At 72.3% G+C, this 19154-nt stretch carries 17 protein-coding genes and 1 pseudogene; 10 read left to right on the top strand and 8 right to left on the bottom strand.

The window, feature by feature from the left end; genetic code table 11:
• Window positions 1-224 precede the first annotated feature (224 nt).
• Complete coding sequence (locus tag ACZ597_RS12200; protein ID WP_471328205.1) at window positions 225-1211, top strand: TerC/Alx family metal homeostasis membrane protein; 987 nt, start codon at window positions 225-227, stop codon at window positions 1209-1211.
• 82 nt (window positions 1212-1293) lie between these two features.
• Here ACZ597_RS12200 and ACZ597_RS12195 read toward each other — a convergent pair whose 3' ends face one another.
• The 5 genes and pseudogenes from ACZ597_RS12195 to ACZ597_RS12175 form a co-directional block, all read right to left on the bottom strand.
• On the bottom strand, window positions 1294-2628 hold the full coding sequence (locus ACZ597_RS12195; protein WP_471328204.1) for an MFS transporter: 1335 nt from the start codon (window positions 2626-2628) through the stop codon (window positions 1294-1296).
• Between the two features lie 95 nt (window positions 2629-2723).
• Window positions 2724-2924: pseudogene (locus ACZ597_RS12190) on the bottom strand (MBL fold metallo-hydrolase); the annotation flags it as partial.
• Between the two features lie 206 nt (window positions 2925-3130).
• Window positions 3131-3430 carry a DUF6342 family protein gene (locus ACZ597_RS12185; protein WP_471328202.1) on the bottom strand — a complete coding sequence of 100 codons (300 nt, stop codon included), beginning with the start codon at window positions 3428-3430 and terminating at the stop codon, window positions 3131-3133.
• Window positions 3431-3688: 258 nt separating this feature from the next.
• The gene (locus ACZ597_RS12180; RefSeq protein ID WP_471328200.1) at window positions 3689-4342 is read right to left on the bottom strand and encodes an MBL fold metallo-hydrolase; all 654 of its coding nucleotides are present in this window, start codon (window positions 4340-4342) and stop codon (window positions 3689-3691) included.
• 9 nt (window positions 4343-4351) lie between these two features.
• Window positions 4352-5047 carry a maleylpyruvate isomerase family mycothiol-dependent enzyme gene (locus ACZ597_RS12175; RefSeq protein ID WP_471328198.1) on the bottom strand — a complete coding sequence of 232 codons (696 nt, stop codon included), beginning with the start codon at window positions 5045-5047 and terminating at the stop codon, window positions 4352-4354.
• Between the two features lie 185 nt (window positions 5048-5232).
• On the opposite strand from ACZ597_RS12175, the gene uvrA reads away from it, so the two are divergent.
• Complete coding sequence (gene uvrA, locus ACZ597_RS12170) at window positions 5233-8190, top strand: excinuclease ABC subunit UvrA (protein ID WP_471328196.1); 2958 nt, start codon at window positions 5233-5235, stop codon at window positions 8188-8190.
• Window positions 8191-8455: 265 nt separating this feature from the next.
• Here the strand turns inward: uvrA and ACZ597_RS12165 are convergent, their stop codons facing one another.
• Window positions 8456-9106 (bottom strand): NAD(P)-dependent oxidoreductase, encoded by a 651-nt coding sequence (locus tag ACZ597_RS12165; RefSeq protein ID WP_471328195.1) that lies wholly within the window; start codon window positions 9104-9106, stop codon window positions 8456-8458.
• A 66-nt stretch (window positions 9107-9172) separates the two neighbouring features.
• Here ACZ597_RS12165 and ACZ597_RS12160 point away from each other — a divergent pair, with 66 nt between their 5' ends.
• Window positions 9173-9778, top strand: a complete 606-nt coding sequence (locus ACZ597_RS12160; protein WP_471328194.1) for a TetR/AcrR family transcriptional regulator — start codon at window positions 9173-9175, stop codon at window positions 9776-9778.
• Here ACZ597_RS12160 and ACZ597_RS12155 read toward each other — a convergent pair.
• Complete coding sequence (locus ACZ597_RS12155) at window positions 9768-10655, bottom strand: carbohydrate kinase family protein (protein WP_471328192.1); 888 nt, start codon at window positions 10653-10655, stop codon at window positions 9768-9770. The two genes, ACZ597_RS12160 and ACZ597_RS12155, sit on opposite strands and share 11 nt — an antisense overlap.
• 90 nt (window positions 10656-10745) lie before the next feature.
• On the opposite strand from ACZ597_RS12155, the gene ACZ597_RS12150 reads away from it, so the two are divergent.
• Window positions 10746-11177 carry a Rieske (2Fe-2S) protein gene (locus ACZ597_RS12150; RefSeq protein ID WP_125817129.1) on the top strand — a complete coding sequence of 144 codons (432 nt, stop codon included), beginning with the start codon at window positions 10746-10748 and terminating at the stop codon, window positions 11175-11177.
• Between the two features lie 25 nt (window positions 11178-11202).
• On the opposite strand, the gene ACZ597_RS12145 is transcribed toward ACZ597_RS12150, so the two are convergent.
• Window positions 11203-12153, bottom strand: a complete 951-nt coding sequence (locus ACZ597_RS12145; protein ID WP_471328190.1) for a hypothetical protein — start codon at window positions 12151-12153, stop codon at window positions 11203-11205.
• 249 nt (window positions 12154-12402) lie between these two features.
• On the opposite strand from ACZ597_RS12145, the gene ACZ597_RS12140 reads away from it, so the two are divergent.
• From ACZ597_RS12140 to whiA, 6 genes are all read left to right on the top strand, one after another.
• Window positions 12403-13032 carry a papain-like cysteine protease family protein gene (locus tag ACZ597_RS12140; protein ID WP_471328188.1) on the top strand — a complete coding sequence of 210 codons (630 nt, stop codon included), beginning with the start codon at window positions 12403-12405 and terminating at the stop codon, window positions 13030-13032.
• A gap of 5 nt (window positions 13033-13037) precedes the next feature.
• Complete coding sequence (locus ACZ597_RS12135; protein ID WP_471328869.1) at window positions 13038-13826, top strand: hypothetical protein; 789 nt, start codon at window positions 13038-13040, stop codon at window positions 13824-13826.
• A gap of 279 nt (window positions 13827-14105) precedes the next feature.
• The gene (gene uvrC, locus ACZ597_RS12130; protein ID WP_471328186.1) at window positions 14106-16109 is read left to right on the top strand and encodes an excinuclease ABC subunit UvrC; all 2004 of its coding nucleotides are present in this window, start codon (window positions 14106-14108) and stop codon (window positions 16107-16109) included.
• Entirely contained in the window at window positions 16106-17077 is a 972-nt protein-coding gene (rapZ, locus tag ACZ597_RS12125; protein WP_471328184.1) for an RNase adapter RapZ, read from the top strand. Before uvrC ends, rapZ begins: the two co-directional genes overlap by 4 nt.
• On the top strand, window positions 17074-18138 hold the full coding sequence (locus ACZ597_RS12120) for a gluconeogenesis factor YvcK family protein (RefSeq protein ID WP_471328183.1): 1065 nt from the start codon (window positions 17074-17076) through the stop codon (window positions 18136-18138). Before rapZ ends, ACZ597_RS12120 begins: the two co-directional genes overlap by 4 nt.
• The gene (gene whiA / locus ACZ597_RS12115) at window positions 18129-19124 is read left to right on the top strand and encodes a DNA-binding protein WhiA (protein WP_030237199.1); all 996 of its coding nucleotides are present in this window, start codon (window positions 18129-18131) and stop codon (window positions 19122-19124) included. The genes ACZ597_RS12120 and whiA overlap by 10 nt, the downstream gene beginning before the upstream one ends.
• Window positions 19125-19154: the final 30 nt, after the last annotated feature.

Genomic DNA, 19154 nt, shown 5'->3' with positions numbered 1-19154 from the left:
GAGCCCTTTACCTTTCACCTCCTCCGCGGGTACCCTGGTACCCGCGGAGGGGAGTATTCCTGCTATTTCCTGCGCGGCGTGCCCGTCAATACGGACCACTGTGGTGATCTGCGCAGTGGGTCCCGGGGCGCCGGCCCGCGGCCTCCCGGCCGCCGGGTGGAAGAGACCTCCGGCAGCGATGACGCTGACCATGTGCTGAGCCATCCGCCGGAGGCGTGAATACCGTGGACGTTTCGTTGACCCTCTGGGTGCTGACCATTGCCGGTCTCTGCATCCTCATCGGCGCCGATTTCCTCATCGGCCGCAAACCGCACGACGTTTCGATCAAGGAAGCGGGCATCTGGACCGTCGTCTGGATCGTCCTCGCCGTCCTCTTCGGCCTCGGCCTGCTGTTCTTCGGCAGCGGCCAGGCCTCCCAGGAGTTCTTCGCCGGTTTCATCACCGAGAAGTCCCTGAGCGTGGACAACCTCTTCGTCTTCGTCCTGATCATGGCGAAGTTCTCCGTGCCCTCCCACCTCCAGCAGCGCGTCCTGCTGGTGGGCGTACTGATCGCCCTCGTACTGCGCGCGATCTTCATCGCGGCCGGCGCCGCGATCATCACCACCTTCTCGTGGGTCTTCTACATCTTCGGCGCCTTCCTGATCTACACCGCCTGGAAGCTGATCCAGGAGGCGCGCAAGGACGAGGACGAGGACGAGTTCGAGGAGAACCGCCTCCTCAAGTCGATCGAGAAGAAGTTCGGCGTCGCCGACCGCTACCACGGCACCAAGCTCTTCATCCAGAACAACGGCAAGCGCGTACTCACCCCGCTGATGGTCGTGATGCTCGCCATCGGCACCACCGACGTGCTCTTCGCCCTGGACTCGATCCCCGCGATCTTCGGCCTCACCCAGGACCCGTACATCGTCTTCACCGCCAACGCCTTCGCCCTCATGGGTCTGCGCCAGCTGTACTTCCTGATCGGCGGCCTGCTCAAGAAGCTGGTCCACCTCAGCTACGGCCTGTCGGTGATCCTCGGCTTCATCGGCGTCAAGCTGGTGCTGCACGCCCTGCACGAGTCCGGGGTGCACGTACCGCAGATCTCCATCCCGGTCTCCCTGGGCGTCATCTGCGGTGTCCTGGTCATCACCACCATCACCAGCCTGATCGCCTCGAAGAAGCAGGCCGCGGCCGAGGCCGACGCCGCGGAGCCCAAGAGCGTCGACGCCTGACCGGCCCCACGGCCGACCGTACGGGGACGGGCCCGGGAGCAGCTGCTCCCGGGCCCGTCCCCGTTTCCGCGGCGCACGCGCCTCAGGCCACCGCGGGCTCGCTCCTCGCCGCCCGGGCCAGGGCCGGCCGGGTCTCCGGGAGCAGGGCGAAGCAGCCCAGGCTGACCAGCGAGACACCCGTCAGGTACACCGCCACGCCCCACGGCGGGCCCGGGCCGTCCGCCAGGGCCGTCGCCACGATCGGGGTCAGCGCACCGCCCAGCACGCCGCCCAGGTTGTAGCCGACGGCCGCGCCCGTGCAGCGCAGGCGCGGGGCGTACAGCTCGGGCAGGTAGGCGCCGACCACGGCGAACATCAGCACCATCGCCAGCAGCGCGCCGACGCAGCCCACCGTCATCAGCAGCGGATCCGCCGTGTTCAGCAGGGCGACGAAGGGGAACATCCACAGCGCGCAGGCCGCACTGCCGGCCAGGCAGAGCGGCCGCCGTCCCCAGCGGTCGCCGAGCACCGCCAGCGGCGGGGTGGCCAGCCCCATGAGCAGGACCGCCGCCATCACGATGGCCAGCATCACGGTGCGGTCCACGCCCGCGCGGCCGGTGGCGTACGCGAGGGACCAGGTGGTGACCGTGTAGAAGACGGCGTAGCCGACCGCCATCGCCCCGCCCGTCAGCAGGAGCAGCCGCCAGTGGCCGCGCACCACCTCGGCCAGCGGGGCGTCGGCCTGCCGGCCGGCCTCGGCGAGCGTGCGGAACTCCGGGGTCTCCTCGACGGACCGGCGCAGCCACAGCCCGGCCAGCGCCAGCAGCCCGGCCGCCCAGAACGGCACCCGCCAGCCCCAGGCCGCGAACTCGGCCTCGCTCAGCGTCCCGGACAGCCCCAGCGTCAGGCCGTTGGCCATCAGGAAGCCGGCCGCGGGGCCCATCTGCGGGAAGCTCGACCACAGTCCGCGCCGCCGCTCCGGGGCGTGCTCGGCGGTCAGCAGGACCGCCCCGCCCCATTCGCCCCCGAGGCCCAGCCCCTGGAGGAAGCGCAGCAGGAGCAGCAGGACCGGCGCCGCGATGCCGATGGCGGAGAAGGAGGGCACGCACCCGACGGCCACCGTGGCGAGGCCGGTCAGGAGCAGCGAGCCGAGCAGCACGGGACGGCGCCCGTAGCGGTCGCCGATGTGGCCGAAGAGGGCCGAGCCGAGCGGGCGGGCCAGGAATCCGACGCCGAACGTGCCGAAGGCGGCGAGGGTCCCGGCGAGCGGAGAGAAGGAGGGGAAGAAGAGCGGGCCGAGGACCAGGGCCGCGGCCGTGCCGTAGACGAAGAAGTCGTAGAACTCGATGGCGGTGCCGACCAGGGAGGCGGTGGCGAGCCGCAGCATCGAGGGGGAGGAAGGGGAGGTGGCGGGGGACGGGGAGGGGTGTTGTTGCATGGTGCAGCAACTACCCCAACCCGCACCCACAGGACATGCGTTCGGTCAAGGTCGACCGGAAGGAGTGCGCGGCCCCGCGGAGTTGACCGCGATCGCTACCAGCCGCGCTCGCGCCACTCCGCGAGGTGCGGGCGCTCGGTGCCGAGCGTGGTGTCGTTCCCGTGGCCCGGGTAGACCCAGGTCTCGTCCGGCAGCTGCTCGAACAGCTTGTGCTGGACGTCGTCGATGAGGCTGGCGAAGTTCTTCGCGTCGCCCCACGTGTTGCCCACGCCGCCCGGGAACGAGCGCTTCCCTGTCAGCCATCACCTGAGGGCGGTAAGGACTGGCTGGGCTCCGCCAGTCCTGCCCGGACCGATACTTGGGTAGCGACGAACTCCCGGACACGGGACGGGCCCGCGCGACCGGTATCGGGTCGCGCGGGCCCTTGCGCCGTGCGGGTGGGAGGCAGATGCCGGCTCACTCGGGAGCGCGGCCTCGTCGCCCGGCGCAGAGCGGGCAGCCGCTAGTAGCCGAGGTCCTTCTGCTCGGTGATCAGACGTCCGGCGATGTGCAGGTTCCCGTCGGAGTCGAGCACCGCGATGATCTTCTTCGTCGAGCCGTGATGGGTCGTGAAGTAGATCTTGTCCGCCTCCTGGGAGGTGGAGTAGTTCGAGTTCACCGAGAGCTCGATGCTCACGGGGGAGCTGATGAGCACGTCCTTCTTGGGCGAGGTCGGGTAGACCTGGTTCTGCCGCAGCTTCACGCGGCCGTGGGTGTCCCCCTCGTTCCAGTCCGTCGCCAGTCCGAGATCGATGTCAGGCATGCGACTCCCCCTTCAGATTCGGTGAATGGGCCTTCGGCTCGGGTCGCTGCGGAGCGCCCGGACCACGGCTGAATCTAGGCGGACAGTGAGTGGGCCGTCGCTGGGAGTTCTGCGGATGGCCGGATTTCTGCCTGAACGGTCTTGAATCAGCGTTCAGGCCACCCAAGGGAGAAACGTCCGGAATTGATAGAGACGACCGAGGGGTATCGGCTGCACCCACGCGCACGGGTGCCGTCGGCTGTGCGGTATGTGTCGTGGCTACCAGCCTCGCGCGCGCCACTCCGCGAGGTGAGGCCGCTCCTTGCCGAGGGTGGTGTCGTTACCGTGGCCCGGATAGACCCAGGTCTCATCCGGGAGGACGCCGAACAGCTTGGCCTCCAGGCCGTCCATGAGGGTGTTGAACTCCTCCGGCTGTGTTGTCCGGCCAGGACCGCCCGGGAAGAGGCAGTCGCCGGTGAACACGTGCGGGTGCCCGTGCGGGTCGTCGTAGACCAGCGCGATCGAGCCGGGGGTGTGCCCGACCAGGTGGCGCGCGGTCAGGGAGACCCGCCCGACCGTGATCGTGTCGCCGTCCTGGACCAGCACGTCCGTGGGGACGGGGATGCCCTCGGCGTCGTACGCGCCGGCGTGGGTGCGCGCCCCGGTGGCGTCGACGACGGCCTGGAGCGCGCCCCAGTGGTCGCCGTGCTGGTGGGTGGTGACGACGGACGCGATGCCGTCGTCGCCGATCAGGTGCAGCAGGGTGTCCGCCTCCGCTGCCGCGTCGATCAGCAGCTGCTCGCCGGTGGCCCGGCAGCGCAGCAGGTACGCGTTGTTGTTCATGGAACCGACCGCGACCTTGGAAATCATCAGGTCCGCGAGTTCGTGCACGTCGGCCGGACCGCCGACCTTGACCGCTCCGCTGTACGTCATGTCGGAATCCTAGAGCGCGGGGAGTGCGGGGAGGCCGTCGCCGGCCTCGATGGCGAGATGGGCGCCCTTGAGGCCGCGGCCGGCCAGCCAGCCGAGCAGGTCGTCCCGAGCGCCGCTGAGGGTCACCGGGGTGCCCTCGGTGCCGCCCGTGCGAGCGGCGAACTCGCCGTCCGAGTACCGGAGCGTGACCGGCGGGACGTCGGGGCGGCCGGACCAGCGGTCGGCGAGGAAGGCGATCTCCCGGTCGGCGAACTCGTCCGCGAGGTCGTGGAGCTCGTAGCCGATGTCGAGGTCGACGTGGTGGAGCTCGACCTCGACGAGGCGGCGGAAGGGCACGTTGGCGGCCAGGTCGGTGACGCCGTTGCGCAGCTCGACGGTGCGCTGCCAGTCCTGGGCGGGCTCGCTGGTGGCGAGGAAGCGGGCCCCGGAATCACGGAGGTCCGTCAGGTGTTCTTCCAGGGGCCGCCCTGCGTCGCGCTCGATGTCCCCGTCGCGGGCGGCGGCGCTCTCGTACATGGGGCGGCCCTCGAGGACGTTCACGAGGGCGTCGGCGTTGCGCGCCAGGTGGGCCAGGATGTGGCCGCGGGTCCATCCCGGGAGGTGTGACTCCTCGGAGAGGGAGGCGTTGTCCAGTTTCGCGACCGCGTTCAGCAGCCGTTCCGTGGCTTCACGTACAGAGGCCAGGTCGTGCACATGATCAGTCATGGTTCCGAGCCTAGTGCTGACGGGGGCCCGCCACACGATCGGGTGAAGCGGTCTCCGGAGTGCCGTAAATCGAATGTGCGTGCTATACGCTCGGAAGCCAGACTCCATCCCATCGCAGAGGCGCCCCCCATACCCTGGACAGTCGGGGCCCGTGCCCCCGCTCTCTCAAGAAAGGTGCGACCGGCGTGACCGACCGTCTCATCGTTCGTGGCGCTCGCGAGCACAACCTGAAGAACGTCTCGCTCGACCTGCCCCGCGACTCGCTCATCGTCTTCACCGGCCTCTCGGGCTCGGGCAAGTCCTCCCTGGCCTTCGACACGATCTTCGCCGAGGGGCAGCGCCGCTACGTCGAGTCGCTGTCCTCCTACGCCCGGCAGTTCCTGGGGCAGATGGACAAGCCCGACGTCGACTTCATCGAGGGCCTCTCCCCGGCCGTCTCGATCGACCAGAAGTCGACCTCGCGCAACCCCCGCTCCACCGTCGGCACGATCACCGAGGTCTACGACTACCTCCGCCTGCTCTTCGCGCGCATCGGGAAGCCGCACTGCCCCGAGTGCCGCCGCCCGATCTCCCGGCAGTCGCCGCAGGCGATCGTCGACAAGGTCCTCGCGCTCCCCGAGGGCAGCCGCTTCCAGGTGCTGTCCCCGCTGGTCCGCGAGCGCAAGGGCGAGTTCGTCGACCTCTTCGCCGACCTCCAGACCAAGGGCTACAGCCGGGCGCGGGTGGACGGGGAGACCATCCAGCTCTCCGAGCCGCCCACGCTGAAGAAGCAGGAGAAGCACACCATCGAGGTGGTCGTCGACCGCCTCACCGTCAAGGACAGCGCCAAGCGCCGGCTCACCGACTCCGTCGAGACCGCGCTGGGCCTCTCCGGCGGCATGGTGATCCTGGACTTCGTCGACCTCGCCGAGGACGACCCCGAGCGCGAGCGGATGTACTCCGAGCACCTCTACTGCCCCTACGACGACCTGTCCTTCGAGGAACTGGAGCCGCGCTCCTTCTCCTTCAACTCGCCCTTCGGCGCCTGCCCGGAATGCACCGGCATCGGCACCCGCATGGAGGTCGACCCGGAGCTGATCGTCCCGGACGAGGACAAGTCCCTGGACGAGGGCGCGGTCTCGCCGTGGGCGCTCGGCCACACCAAGGACTACTTCCAGCGGCTGATCGGCGCCCTCGCCGGGGAGCTCGGCTTCCGGACCGACATCCCGTGGGCCGGGCTGCCGCAGCGGGCGAGGAAGGCCCTGCTGTACGGCCACAAGACCCAGATCGAGGTCCGCTACCGCAACCGGTACGGGCGCGAGCGGGCGTACACGACGGCCTTCGAGGGCGCCGTGCCCTTCGTCAAGCGCCGGCACGCCGAGTCCGAGAGCGACGCCAGCCGCGAGCGCTTCGAGGGCTACATGCGCGAGGTGCCCTGCCCGACCTGTGAGGGCACCCGGCTCAAGCCGATCGTGCTCGCGGTGACGGTGATGGAGCGCTCCATCGCCGAGGTCGCCGCGATGTCGATCAGCGAGTGCGCCGACTTCCTGGGGCGGCTGAAGCTCGACGCCCGCGACAAGAAGATCGCCGAGCGGGTCCTCAAGGAGGTCAACGAGCGGCTCCGCTTCCTCGTGGACGTGGGCCTGGACTACCTCTCCCTGAACCGCGCCGCGGGCACCCTGTCGGGCGGCGAGGCCCAGCGCATCCGGCTGGCCACGCAGATCGGCTCCGGCCTGGTCGGCGTGCTGTACGTACTGGACGAGCCGTCGATCGGCCTGCACCAGCGCGACAACCACCGGCTGATCGAGACGCTGGTACGGCTCCGGGACATGGGCAACACGCTCATCGTCGTCGAGCACGACGAGGACACCATCAAGGTGGCCGACTGGGTCGTGGACATCGGCCCCGGCGCCGGCGAGCACGGCGGCAAGGTGGTGCACAGCGGCTCGCTGAAGGAGCTGCTGGAGAACGGCGAGTCCATGACCGGCCAGTACCTGTCGGGCAAGAAGTCGATCGCCGTCCCGGACGTACGCCGCCCGGTGAACGGCGAGCGCAGGCTGACGGTGCACGGCGCCAAGGAGAACAACCTGCGGGACATCGACGTGTCCTTCCCGCTGGGCGTGCTCACGGCGGTCACCGGCGTCTCCGGCTCCGGCAAGTCGACGCTGGTCAACGACATCCTGTACACGCACCTGGCGCGCGAGCTGAACGGCGCCCGGTCGGTACCGGGCCGCCACACGCGGGTGGACGGCGACGACCTCGTCGACAAGGTGGTGCACGTCGACCAGTCGCCGATCGGCCGGACCCCCCGGTCCAACCCGGCGACGTACACGGGCGTCTTCGACCACGTGCGCAAGCTCTTCGCGGAGACGATGGAGGCGAAGGTGCGCGGCTACCTGCCGGGCCGCTTCTCCTTCAACGTCAAGGGCGGCCGGTGCGAGAACTGCTCCGGCGACGGCACCATCAAGATCGAGATGAACTTCCTGCCGGACGTGTACGTCCCGTGCGAGGTGTGCCACGGCGACCGGTACAACCGGGAGACGCTGGAGGTGCACTACAAGGGCAAGTCCATCGCCGAAGTCCTGAACATGCCGATCGAGGAGGCGCTGGACTTCTTCGAGGCCGTGCCGACCATCGCCCGGCACCTGCGCACGCTGAACGAGGTCGGGCTCGGCTACGTCCGCCTCGGCCAGTCCGCGCCGACGCTGTCGGGCGGTGAGGCGCAGCGCGTGAAGCTCGCGTCGGAGCTGCAGAAGCGGTCGACCGGCCGGACGGTGTACGTCCTGGACGAGCCGACGACGGGTCTGCACTTCGAGGACATCTCGAAGCTGATCAAGGTGCTGTCCGGGCTGGTGGACAAGGGGAACTCGGTGATCGTCATCGAGCACAACCTCGACGTCATCAAGACAGCGGACTGGGTCGTCGACATGGGGCCCGAGGGCGGCTACGGCGGCGGCCTGGTGGTGGCCGAGGGCACCCCGGAGCAGGTCGCGTCGGTGGGCGCGAGCCACACGGGCAAGTTCCTGCGGGACATCCTGGGGGCGGAGCGGATCTCCGACGCGGGGGCGCCTCCGGCGCCGGTCGCCCGGAGGGCGAAGAAGGCCCCGGCCAAGAAGGCGGCGGCCCCCGCGAAGAAGGCCGCGGCCCGCACCCGCAAGGCGTAGCCCCTGGCCGGGGGCGGGGCCGGGCGGGCCGCTGCGCGGGGCCGGTCCCCTACCAGCCCTTCGCCCGTTCCCCGGGGCTCCGCCCCAGATCCCGCGCCTCAAACGCCGGCGAGGCTGATTCAGCCCCGCCGGTGTTTGAGGCGCGGGCGCGTAGCGCCGTGTCTGCGAGCCGCGCCCGGCGATTGAGGGCTGGAGGTCCCGCCGGACGGAGTCTGGGGGAGGTTGAAGGGTGGGGAGGGGCAGGCACCGCGCAGCGGTCAACGCCTCAGGCGGCGACGCCAAGGGCGTGGCCCGCCGTCGAGGCGTCGCCCAGGGTCGTCAGGAGCGCGTCCGCGACGTCCGCGCGGGCGATCACCTTCCCGCCCGGCACGTTCGCGTCGAGCGCCCGCCGGTACGCCCCCGTCCGCGGCCGGTTCAGCAGCCGCGGCGGGCGGACCACCGTCCACTCGGCCCGGCTCGCGCCGATCGCCGCCTCCATGACCGCCAGGTCGGCGTACAGGTCGCGCAGCAGCCGCCGCAGCAAGGGGTACACCACCATCCGCGTCAGCGCCCCGTCCTCCGGGAGGTCCGGCGCCAGCGGCGCGGCGCTCACCGCGGACAGCCGGCTCACCCCGGCCCGGTCCATCGCGGAGACGATCGCCCGGAGCGCCGGTCCGGCGATCGGGGTCAGCCGGGCCTGCCTGTTGTTCGCGGGGCCGAGGGCCGAGACCACCGCGTCCCGCCCCGCGAGGACCGGCAGCAGTGCCTCCTCGTCCGTCAGGTCCGTCACCACCGCCACCCGCAGCCGGTCGTGCTCCGGCACGTCCAGCCGGGCCGGGTCGCGGACGACGGCCGTCACCTCGTGGCCCGCGTCCAGTGCCTGCAGGACCACCTCGCGGCCGACGCCGCCCGTCGCTCCGAACACCGTGATCTTCATCGTGGGATCCCCGTCCGAGATGGTGGGTGAGTACTCACTCACCCCTGTGTCCACTAGGGTGAGTGAATGCCCACCCCTACGTCAAGCCGTCCCACGCCCGAGCGCCTGCTGGATGCCGCCGAAGGCCTCATGCGCACCATCGGCCTCGCCAACACCACCACCAAGGCCATCGCCCGCGAGGCGGGCTGCTCGGAGGCCGCGCTCTACAAGCACTTCGCCAACAAGGAAGAGCTGTTCGTGCGGGTCCTGATGGAGCGCACCCCGAACGCCGGTCCGCTGATGGCCGCCCTCACCGCCGACCCGGACGAGGGCGGGGGAGAGCAGGCGCTCGCCGGCATCGCCCGGCACGCCTCGCTCTTCTATGCCGAGGCCATGCCTCTGGCCGCCTCGCTCTTCGCCGAACCCGCCCTGCTCAGCCGCCACCGCGAGGGGGTCCAGAAGATCGGCGCCGGCCCGCACGTGGTGCTGGACGCCCTGGAGGGGAGGCTGCGCCGCGAACTCGCCGCCGGCCGGCTCCGCGAGGACGCCGACCCCCGGGCCGCCGCCGGGCTCCTGCTCGGTGCCTGCTTCCAGCGGGCCTTCTTCCTGCACTTCTCCGGCGCCGACGTGGTCCAGCCGGTCGAGGAGTTCGCCCCGGCGGTCGCCCGGACCCTGTGGGCGGCTATCGGCTGAGCGCCAGCTCCGCCGCGTACGGGGGCTCGGCGCCCGCCCGGGTACAGGTCAGGGCGGCCGCGCGGGCCGCGTAGGCCAGCACGTCCGGCCAGTCGGCGGCGCCGGGGTCCGCGGTCCCGGCGAGCCGGTGCAGCAGCGCCGCGTTGACCGTGTCGCCCGCGCCGATCGTGTCGGCCACCACGACCGGGCTGGCCGCCGCGCTGTGCTCCGCGCCGTCCGAGGTCCACACCGTCAGCCCCGCCGCGCCCCGGGTGAGCACCACCGCCCTCGGGCCGGCCGCCAGCCAGTCGCCGACCCGCCCGCCCAGCCAGGCCGCGTCCTCCTCCGAGAGCTTGAGCACCGACACGTACGGCAGCCACCCCAGGAACCGCTCCCGGTACGCCGCCGGGTCCGCGATCAGCGCCGGGCGGACGTTGGGGTCCAGCAGGGTCAGCAGCCCGCGCCCCGACTCCCGGCGCAGCAGCGCCTCGTACGCGGACGCGCCCGGCTCCAGCACCAGGGAGCAGGTGCCGAGCGCGAGGGCCCGTACCCCCGCGGGCAGGGTGGGCGGCAGGGTGAACAGCCGGTCGGCGGTCCCCTCGACGTAGAAGCCGTAGACGGCCGAGCCGTCCGGGCCCAGCGAGGGCACGGCCAGCGTGGTCGGCTCGGGCCCCCGCTGCACCAGCGAGAGGTCCACCCCCGCGGCCCGCAGCCCGGCCAGCAGGCCCTCGCCGAAGCCGTCCGCCGACACCCGGGAGCAGAAGGCCACCTCCGCCCCCAGCCGGCCCAGCGCCAGGGCGGTGTTGTAGGGCCCGCCGCCGGGCCGGGGCAGCAGGGCGCCCGCCGGCCGCTCGACGGGCACGAGGTCGATCAGGGCTTCTCCGCCGACGACGATCACGCGGGGGAAGGTATCCCATCGGACGCCGGTATCGTCGGGTCGACCCGTGGCCCCGCACCCGGGGCCCGCCACTCGTGCCAGGAGAACCACATGTCCGCGCAGCAGCCCGCCGCCCGCCGTACCGTCCTCAAGGGCGCCGCCGCGCTCGCCGGGGCCGTGGGCGCGGGGACGGCGCTCACGGCGTGCTCCACCGAGAGCAACAGCGGCGCCGGCAGCCCGGCCGTCCCGAAGGAGCCGGTCGAGCTGGGCGGCGCGGCCGACGTCCCGGTCGGCGGCGCGAAGCTGTTCCGCGAGCGCAAGGTCGTCGTCAGCTGCCAGGCGGAGGGCCAGTACAAGGCGTTCAGCGCCCAGTGCACGCACGCCGGCTGCGTCCTGGACAAGATCGTCGAGGGCGAGGGCAACTGCCCCTGCCACGGCAGCCGCTTCGACGTCACCACCGGCAAGGTCCTGCGCGGCCCGGCCACCGACCCTCTGCCGGCCGTCCCGGTCAAGGTGGAGAACGGCAAGCTGATCGCCGGCTAGCCGTCGGCGGAAGGGATCGCGGGCGCTACTCCCAGTCCCAGGTGATGCCCAGGATGCCGCGCCGGATGCCCTGTTCCAGCAGGTGCACCGCGCGGTGGCGGCCGCTCGGGGTGAGGTCGCCGAGGGCGGTGCGGGGGGCGTCGGGGCCCGTGCGGGCGAAGCGGCGGCAGCGCACCGGGAGGGCCGCCTCGTCGAAGGCGACCTGGAGCATGTACTGCCCGCCCGCGTAGCTGAAGCCGCGCACGTACTCCGTGCTGCGGCCGCCCGTGCCGTCCTCGATCCCGTAGCCGAAGACGTACGTGTCCCCGCGCCGGAGCCGGGCGTCGAAGAGCAGCTCCGCCACCACCACCCCGGCCTCCGGGTGGCAGCGCACCCGCCCCGTGCGGCAGTTCTCGTACGCGGTCACCTCCACCCGCGTCGCGTCGCACCCCGGATCGCCGTGGTGGACGGCGAGGTAGCGGTCGACGCCGTCGCGGTGGGCCCGGACGATCTGCTGCGACTCCCGCGTGCGCAGCTCGCCGCCCGGGCCGATGCGGACCCGCTCGTGGTGGCCGACCGTGTGCAGGCCGCCGTCCGCCGGGAGCTCCATCCCGGCCAGCAGCCGCTCCACCGCCGCGCCCACGCTCACCAGCGCCCGGTAGGAGCGGGCGGCCGGGCGGGGCGGGCCGGCCGCGGGGAGGGGATCGGCCAGCAGCCGCAGCAGGGAGCCGCCGGGCAGTTCCAGGATCTCCTCCAGGGCGGAGACCGCCCGCAGGGACTCGGGGTGGCGGGGCCGCCTGGCTCCCTGCTGCCAGTAACTGAGGCTGGTCACCCCGAGTTTGATGCCGCGCGCCGCGAGCCGGTGCTGGACGCGTTGCAGGGGCAGGCCGCGGGCGGCTATGGCGGCGCGCAGCGCGAGGTGGAAGGGGCCGCCGCGCAGCAGTTGTCCGAGCTCCGCCGTGCCCGGCGTGACTGGCGGGTCGCCGGTGGGCCGCATGGCGACTCCTCTGTGAACGTTCACACGCGCCGGGTGGGGGGCCGGGCCGGTGGTACCGGGGGACCTGGTGGAACGGCAGCAACCGTTCACACCGCAGCCCCACCGTTCACACTGCAATGTCACCGCGTATTGAAGCGTGTTGACCTGATCGCGACAACACCCTGATGCTCCTCCACAGCGTCCGGACGCGCTCCTCCACCCCCACACACCCCGAGTCCCCACCTCGGGTCCCCATTCGGGAGGAACGCGATGCGCAACAGAAGAGGGCGGCTTTCCCCGGCCGCCTCCCTGACCTCAGCCCTGATATCCGCCCTGCTCCTCGTCCTGCTGCCGGTCGGCACCGGCGCCGGTACCGCAACCGCCGCCGACCGCGGCGCGGACACCCCCGGCGCGGCCCTGGCGTACAAGCGGCTGGGCATCACCATGCAGGCGCAGCAGAAGAACAACTGGTGCTGGGCCGCCGGCGGCAACACCATCGCCACCTGGTTCGGCCGCGACTACAGCCAGAACCAGTTCTGCAACGCCGCCTTCAACCGCCAGCAGGGCACCGAGTGCCCCAACAACCAGGCCACCCTCGGCAACGTACAGACGGCGCTGAACTGGGCCGGGATCAACTCCGGCCGGTACGTGACCGGCTGGCTCCAGTACTCCACCGTGCAGACCGAGATCAACGCCGACCGCCCGGTCGAGACCCGCATCCAGTGGTCCAACGGCGGCGGCCACATGCACGTGATCTACGGCTACGACACCGCCAACAGCTGGGTCTACTGGGGCGACCCCTGGCCCTCCAGCGACCGCTACAACTGGGCCTCCCACGCCTGGTACGTGGACAACAGCACCTTCTCCTGGACCCACTCCCTCTACCGGATCGGGGCGTGACCGCCATGACGCTCCGCGCCTCCGCCGCCGCGCTCCTCACGGCCGCCGCCGCCGTCGTACTGGTCACGGGCGGGCAGGCCGCCGCCGCTCCCGTACCGCAGCCGCAGACCGTCACCGCCGAGAACAGGGCGGCCGCCCACCGGGCCGCCGCCGCACCCGACACCCTGGCGACGCTCTCCCGGTTCTTCGCCCGGGAGGGGAAGGTGTCGGTCGCCGCCGCGCAGCCCCGGATCGAGGGTGAGGTGACCCCGGTGAGCCACCTGTCGCCGGACTTCGTCGCCGGGAAGGCCGGGGCCCCGGTCGCGCGCCTGGAGTTCCTGGCGAGCGCGGCCCTCTCCTCGGACGGGCAGAAGGCGGCCCTCTGGACCGCGAAGACCGAGGCCGGCTGGCAGGTGGTGAACATCGCCACCGGCGACGACGAGTTCCGCTACGCCCGGCTGGGCGCGGAGAAGCTCCCCGGCGGGACCGTGTTCCGCGAGCCGCAGATCGACGCCTGGTACGTGGCCCGGGGCGACCGGGTGCTGCCGCTGGACGAGGACGCGGCGCGGGCCGTGGGGCACCGGGGGACGACGCTGGACGGGTACCGGGCCCGGGTGACGGGACTGTACGGCGACAAGCTGCCGGGGTCGGCCTACGCCGAGGAGGGCCGGGCCGGGGGCTTCGAGACCACCGGCGGGACCGGGGGCTCCGGCGGGGTGCCCGTGGCCTCGGCGGTCGGCGGGGCCGGGGCGCTGGCGCTGGGCGCGGGCGGGGCGGTGCTCCTGCTGCGGCGGCGCCGGGCCGTCGGGGCGTAGCCCTTCCGCTCCGCGGGGTCCGGCCGCCCGTCGGTGGCCGGCCCTGCGGGGCTGTCCCCCACCCGCCCTTCCACCGTTCCTCCCCCGGCTACCGCTGGGAGGTGCCCCCAGGACTCCGCCCGGACCCCTCCTGGGGGCTCCGCCCGGACCCCCGCGCCTCGAACGCCGGCGGGGCCGGACGTGGGGGCTCCGCCCGGACCCCCGCGCCTCAAGCGCCGGCGGGGCTGGAACGTGCCGGGGTGCGGGGGGTTGTCGGCCCCCGCCAGTAGGGTGGTTGGCATGGCCGACCCTTCCAGCTACCGTCCCGAGCCCGGGCAGGTCCCCGACTCCCCGGGGGTCTACAAGTTCCGCGACGACCACCGCCGGGTGATCTACGTCGGGAAGGCCAAGAGCCTGCGCCAGCGCCTGGCGAACTACTTCCAGGACGTCGCCGGCCTGCACCCCCGTACCGCCACCATGGTCACGACGGCCGCCTCCGTCGAGTGGACCGTCGTGTCCACCGAGGTCGAGGCGCTCCAGCTCGAATACTCCTGGATCAAGGAGTTCGACCCCCGGTTCAACGTCAAGTACCGGGACGACAAGAGCTACCCCTCCCTCGCCGTGACCATGAACGAGGAGTACCCCCGGGTCCAGGTCATGCGCGGGCCCAAGAAGAAGGGCGTGCGCTACTTCGGCCCGTACGGGCACGCCTGGGCGATCCGCGAGACCGTCGACCTGATGCTGCGCGTGTTCCCGGTGCGCACCTGCTCCGCCGGAGTGTTCAAGCGGTCCGCGCAGATCGGCCGCCCCTGCCTGCTCGGCTACATCGGCAAGTGCTCCGCGCCCTGCGTCGGCCGGGTCACCCCCGAGGAGCACCGGGAACTCGCCGAGGACTTCTGCGACTTCATGGCGGGCCGCACCGGCACCTACCTCTCCCGGCTGGAGAAGCAGATGCACGAGGCCGCCGAGGAGATGGAGTACGAGAAGGCCGCCCGGCTGCGCGACGACATAGGCGCCCTGCGCCGGGCCATGGAGAAGAACGCCGTCGTGCTCGCCGACGCCACCGACGCCGACCTCATCGCGGTCGCCGAGGACGAGCTGGAGGCGGCCGTGCAGATCTTCCACGTCCGCGGCGGCCGGGTCCGCGGCCAGCGCGGCTGGGTCACCGACAAGGTCGAGGCCGTGGACACCGCCGGGCTCGTCGAGCACGCCCTCCAGCAGCTGTACGGGGAGGAGAAGGGCGAGGCCGTCCCCAAGGAGGTGCTCGTACCGGCGCTGCCCGAGGACGCGCCCGCACTGAGCCAGTGGCTCGCCGGCCGGCGCGGGTCCGGCGTCAGCCTGCGCATCCCGCAGCGCGGGGACAAGAAGGCGCTGATGGAGACCGTCCACCGCAACGCCCAGCAGTCCCTCGCCCTCCACAAGACCAAGCGCGCCAGCGACCTCACCACCCGCTCCCGCGCCCTGGAGGAGATCGCCGAGGCCCTGGAGCTGGACGGCGCGCCGCTGCGCATCGAGTGCTTCGACATCTCCCACCTCCAGGGCGAGGACGTCGTGGCGTCGATGGTCGTCTTCGAGGACGGGCTCGCCAGGAAGAGCGAGTACCGCCGGTTCCAGGTGAAGGGCTTCGAGGGGCAGGACGACGTCCGCTCCATGCACGAGGTCGTCTCCCGGCGCTTCCGCCGCTACCTCCAGGAGAAGCTGAAGACGGGGGAGTGGGAGGCGCAGGACGGGGAGGTCCCCGAGGACGACGGACGCCCCAAGCGCTTCGCGTACCCGCCGCAGCTCGTCGTCGTCGACGGCGGGCAGCCCCAGGTGGCGGCGGCCAAGCGGGCCCTGGAGGAGCTCGGGATCGACGACGTGGCCGTCTGCGGGCTCGCCAAGCGGCTGGAGGAGGTCTGGCTGCCCGGCGAGGACGACCCCGTCGTGCTGCCCCGCACCAGCGAGGGCCTCTACCTGCTCCAGCGGGTACGTGACGAAGCCCACCGCTTCGCCATCCAGTACCAGCGCAACAAGCGCGGAAAGCGCCTGAAGGCGGGCCCGCTGGACGAGGTCCCGGGACTCGGCGAGAGCCGCAAGGTGGCCCTGCTGAAGCACTTCGGTTCGGTGAAGAAGCTGAGACAGGCGACAATCGACCAGATCTGCGAGGTCCCGGGCATAGGCCGCAAGACGGCGGAGACCGTGGCCGCCGCCCTCGCCGGGGCGGTTCCCGCCGGTCCTGCCGTCAACACGGCGACAGGAGAGATCATTGAGGACGAGGCCTCCGCACCTGCGGAGACATCGTTCGAACGGGGGACCGCGCCATGACCGAGCACGAGACCGCACAGACGACCGAGCACACGACCGAGCACGACCGAGACGGAGCACAGGTGAGTACGGGCACGACCGTGGAGCCCGGCGACAACGCCGAGACCGCCATCCCCGAGCTGGTGATCATCTCCGGGATGTCCGGAGCCGGCCGCAGTACGGCGGCCAAGTGTCTGGAGGACCTCGGCTGGTTCGTCGTCGACAACCTCCCGCCCGCGCTGATCCCCACCATGGTGGAGCTCGGCGCCCGCTCGCAGGGCAACGTGGCGCGGATCGCCGTCGTCGTCGACGTCCGCGGCCGCCAGTTCTTCGACGCCCTCCGCGAGTCCCTCTCCGACCTGGAGGCCCGCGGGGTCACCCGGCGCATCGTCTTCCTGGAGTCCTCCGACGACGCGCTGGTCCGCCGCTTCGAGTCGGTCCGCCGCCCGCACCCCCTCCAGGGCGACGGCCGCATCGTCGACGGCATCGCCGCCGAGCGCGACCTGCTGCGCGAGCTGCGCGGTGACGCCGACCTGGTCATCGACACCTCCAGCCTGAACGTGCACGAGCTGCGCGCCAAGATGGACGCCCAGTTCGCGGGCGACGAGGAGCCCGAGCTGCGGGCCACCGTCATGTCCTTCGGGTTCAAGTACGGGCTGCCCGTCGACGCCGACCTCGTCGTCGACTGCCGCTTCATCCCCAACCCGCACTGGGTCCCCGAGCTGCGCCCCTTCACCGGGCTGAACGAGGAGGTGTCGGGCTACGTCTTCAGCCAGCCCGGCGCCAAGGAGTTCCTCGACCGCTACACCGAGCTGCTCCAGCTCATCGCCGCCGGCTACCGCCGCGAGGGCAAGCGGTACGTGACCATCGCGGTCGGCTGCACCGGCGGCAAGCACCGCAGCGTGGCCATGTCCGAGAAGCTCGCCGCCCGCCTCGCCTCCGAGGGAGTCGAGACCGTCGTCGTCCACCGGGACATGGGGCGCGAGTGACCGGACGCACCCTGCGGCTGCGCCGCCTGCGCCGCCTCACCCCCGGGCGGGGTGAGGAGGGCGCGGGCCGCGCCGGCCGCCGCGCGGCGTCGAAGGTGGCCGCGCCCAAGGTCGTCGCCCTCGGCGGCGGCATGGGCCTGTCGGCCTCCCTCGCCGCGCTGCGCCGGATCACCGGCGAGCTCACCGCCGTGGTCACCGTCGCCGACGACGGCGGCTCCAGCGGACGGCTCCGCGAGGAGCTGAGCGTGCTGCCCCCGGGCGACCTGCGCAAGGCGCTGGCCGCGCTGTGCGGCGACGACGACTGGGGCCAGACCTGGGCCCGGGTCATCCAGCACCGCTTCCAGTCCGAGGGCGACCTGCACGGGCACGCCGTCGGCAACCTGCTGATCGTCGCCCTGTGGGAGCAGCTCGGGGACCCCGTCCAGGCCCTCGACCTGGTCGGGAAGCTGCTGGGCGCGCAGGGCCGGGTACTGCCGATGTCGGCGGTGCCGCTGGAGCTCCAGGCCCTGGTCAAGGGGCACGACCCGGCGCGCCCGGACGATGTCCACACCGTCCGGGGGCAGGCCACGGTCGCCCTCACCCCCGGCGAGGTGCTCTCCGTACAGGTGGTTCCGACGGACCCGCCGGCCGTGCCGGAGGCCGTCGCCGCCGTGCTCGACGCCGACTGGGTGGTTCTCGGCCCGGGGTCCTGGTTCTCCTCCGTGATCCCGCACCTGCTGGTGCCGGAGCTGCTGGACGCACTGGTACAGACCAAGGCCCGGCGGGTCCTGTCGCTGAACCTGGCGCCACAGCCCGGTGAAACCGAGGGCTTCTCTCCGCAGCGTCATTTGGAGGTTTTGGCCCGACACGCCCCTAAACTCGCCCTGGACGTGGTGCTGGCCGACGAGGCCGCCGTGCCCGACCGCGAGTCCCTCGCCGATGCCGCGAAACGGTTCGGTGCCGCGGTCGAGCTGGCTCCCGTGGCCAGGCAGGACGGCTCTCCGAAGCACGATCCGGAGCTGCTGGCCGCCGCGTACGACCGTATTTTTCGGATGCATGGAAGGATCGGCCCATGGCGATGACGCCCGCGGTGAAGGATGAGATCTCACGCCTCCCCGTCACCCGGACCTGCTGCAGGAAGGCGGAGGTCTCGGCGATCCTTCGGTTCGCGGGCGGCCTGCACCTCGTGAGCGGCCGCATCGTCATCGAGGCGGAGCTGGACACCGGGATCGCCGCCCGGCGGCTGCGCAAGGACATCCTGGAGATCTTCGGACACTCCTCCGACCTGGTGGTCATGGCCCCGGGCGGACTGCGCCGCGGCAGCCGCTTCGTCGTGCGCGTCGTGGCGGGCGGGGACCAGCTGGCACGCCAGACGGGCCTCGTGGACGGCCGCGGCCGCCCCATCCGGGGTCTTCCCCCGCAGGTGGTCTCCGGCGCGACCTGTGACGCCGAGGCGGCCTGGCGCGGTGCCTTCCTGGCCCACGGCTCCCTCACCGAACCGGGCCGCTCCTCGTCCCTGGAGGTCACCTGCCCCGGCCCGGAGGCGGCCCTGGCCCTGGTGGGCGCCGCCCGCAGGCTCTCCATCGCCGCCAAGGCGCGCGAGGTGCGCGGCGTGGACCGGGTCGTCGTCCGCGACGGCGACGCGATCGGCGCCCTGCTGACCCGCCTCGGCGCCCACGAGTCGGTGCTGGCCTGGGAGGAGCGGCGGATGCGGCGCGAGGTGCGCGCCACCGCCAACCGCCTCGCCAACTTCGACGACGCCAACCTGCGCCGCTCGGCGCGGGCCGCCGTGGCCGCCGGCGCCCGGGTGCAGCGCGCGCTGGAGATCCTGGGCGAGGAGGTCCCCGAGCACCTCGCCGCGGCGGGCCGGCTGCGCATGGAGCACAAGCAGGCCTCCCTGGAGGAGCTGGGCGCGCTCGCCGACCCGCCGCTGACCAAGGACGCCGTGGCCGGCCGGATCCGCCGCCTGCTGGCGATGGCCGACAAGCGGGCCCAGGACCTCGGCATCCCGGGCACCGAGTCGAACCTGGACCTCAGCGAGGAGCTGGCCGACAACATGGCCGGCTGACCGCACCTCCGCGGCACATCCCCCGACGGG

Source organism: Streptomyces sp. NPDC040718, assembly GCF_055593565.1.
Note: the sequence above shows the minus strand (reverse complement) of the source record. Positions and strands in the feature narration are given on the sequence as shown.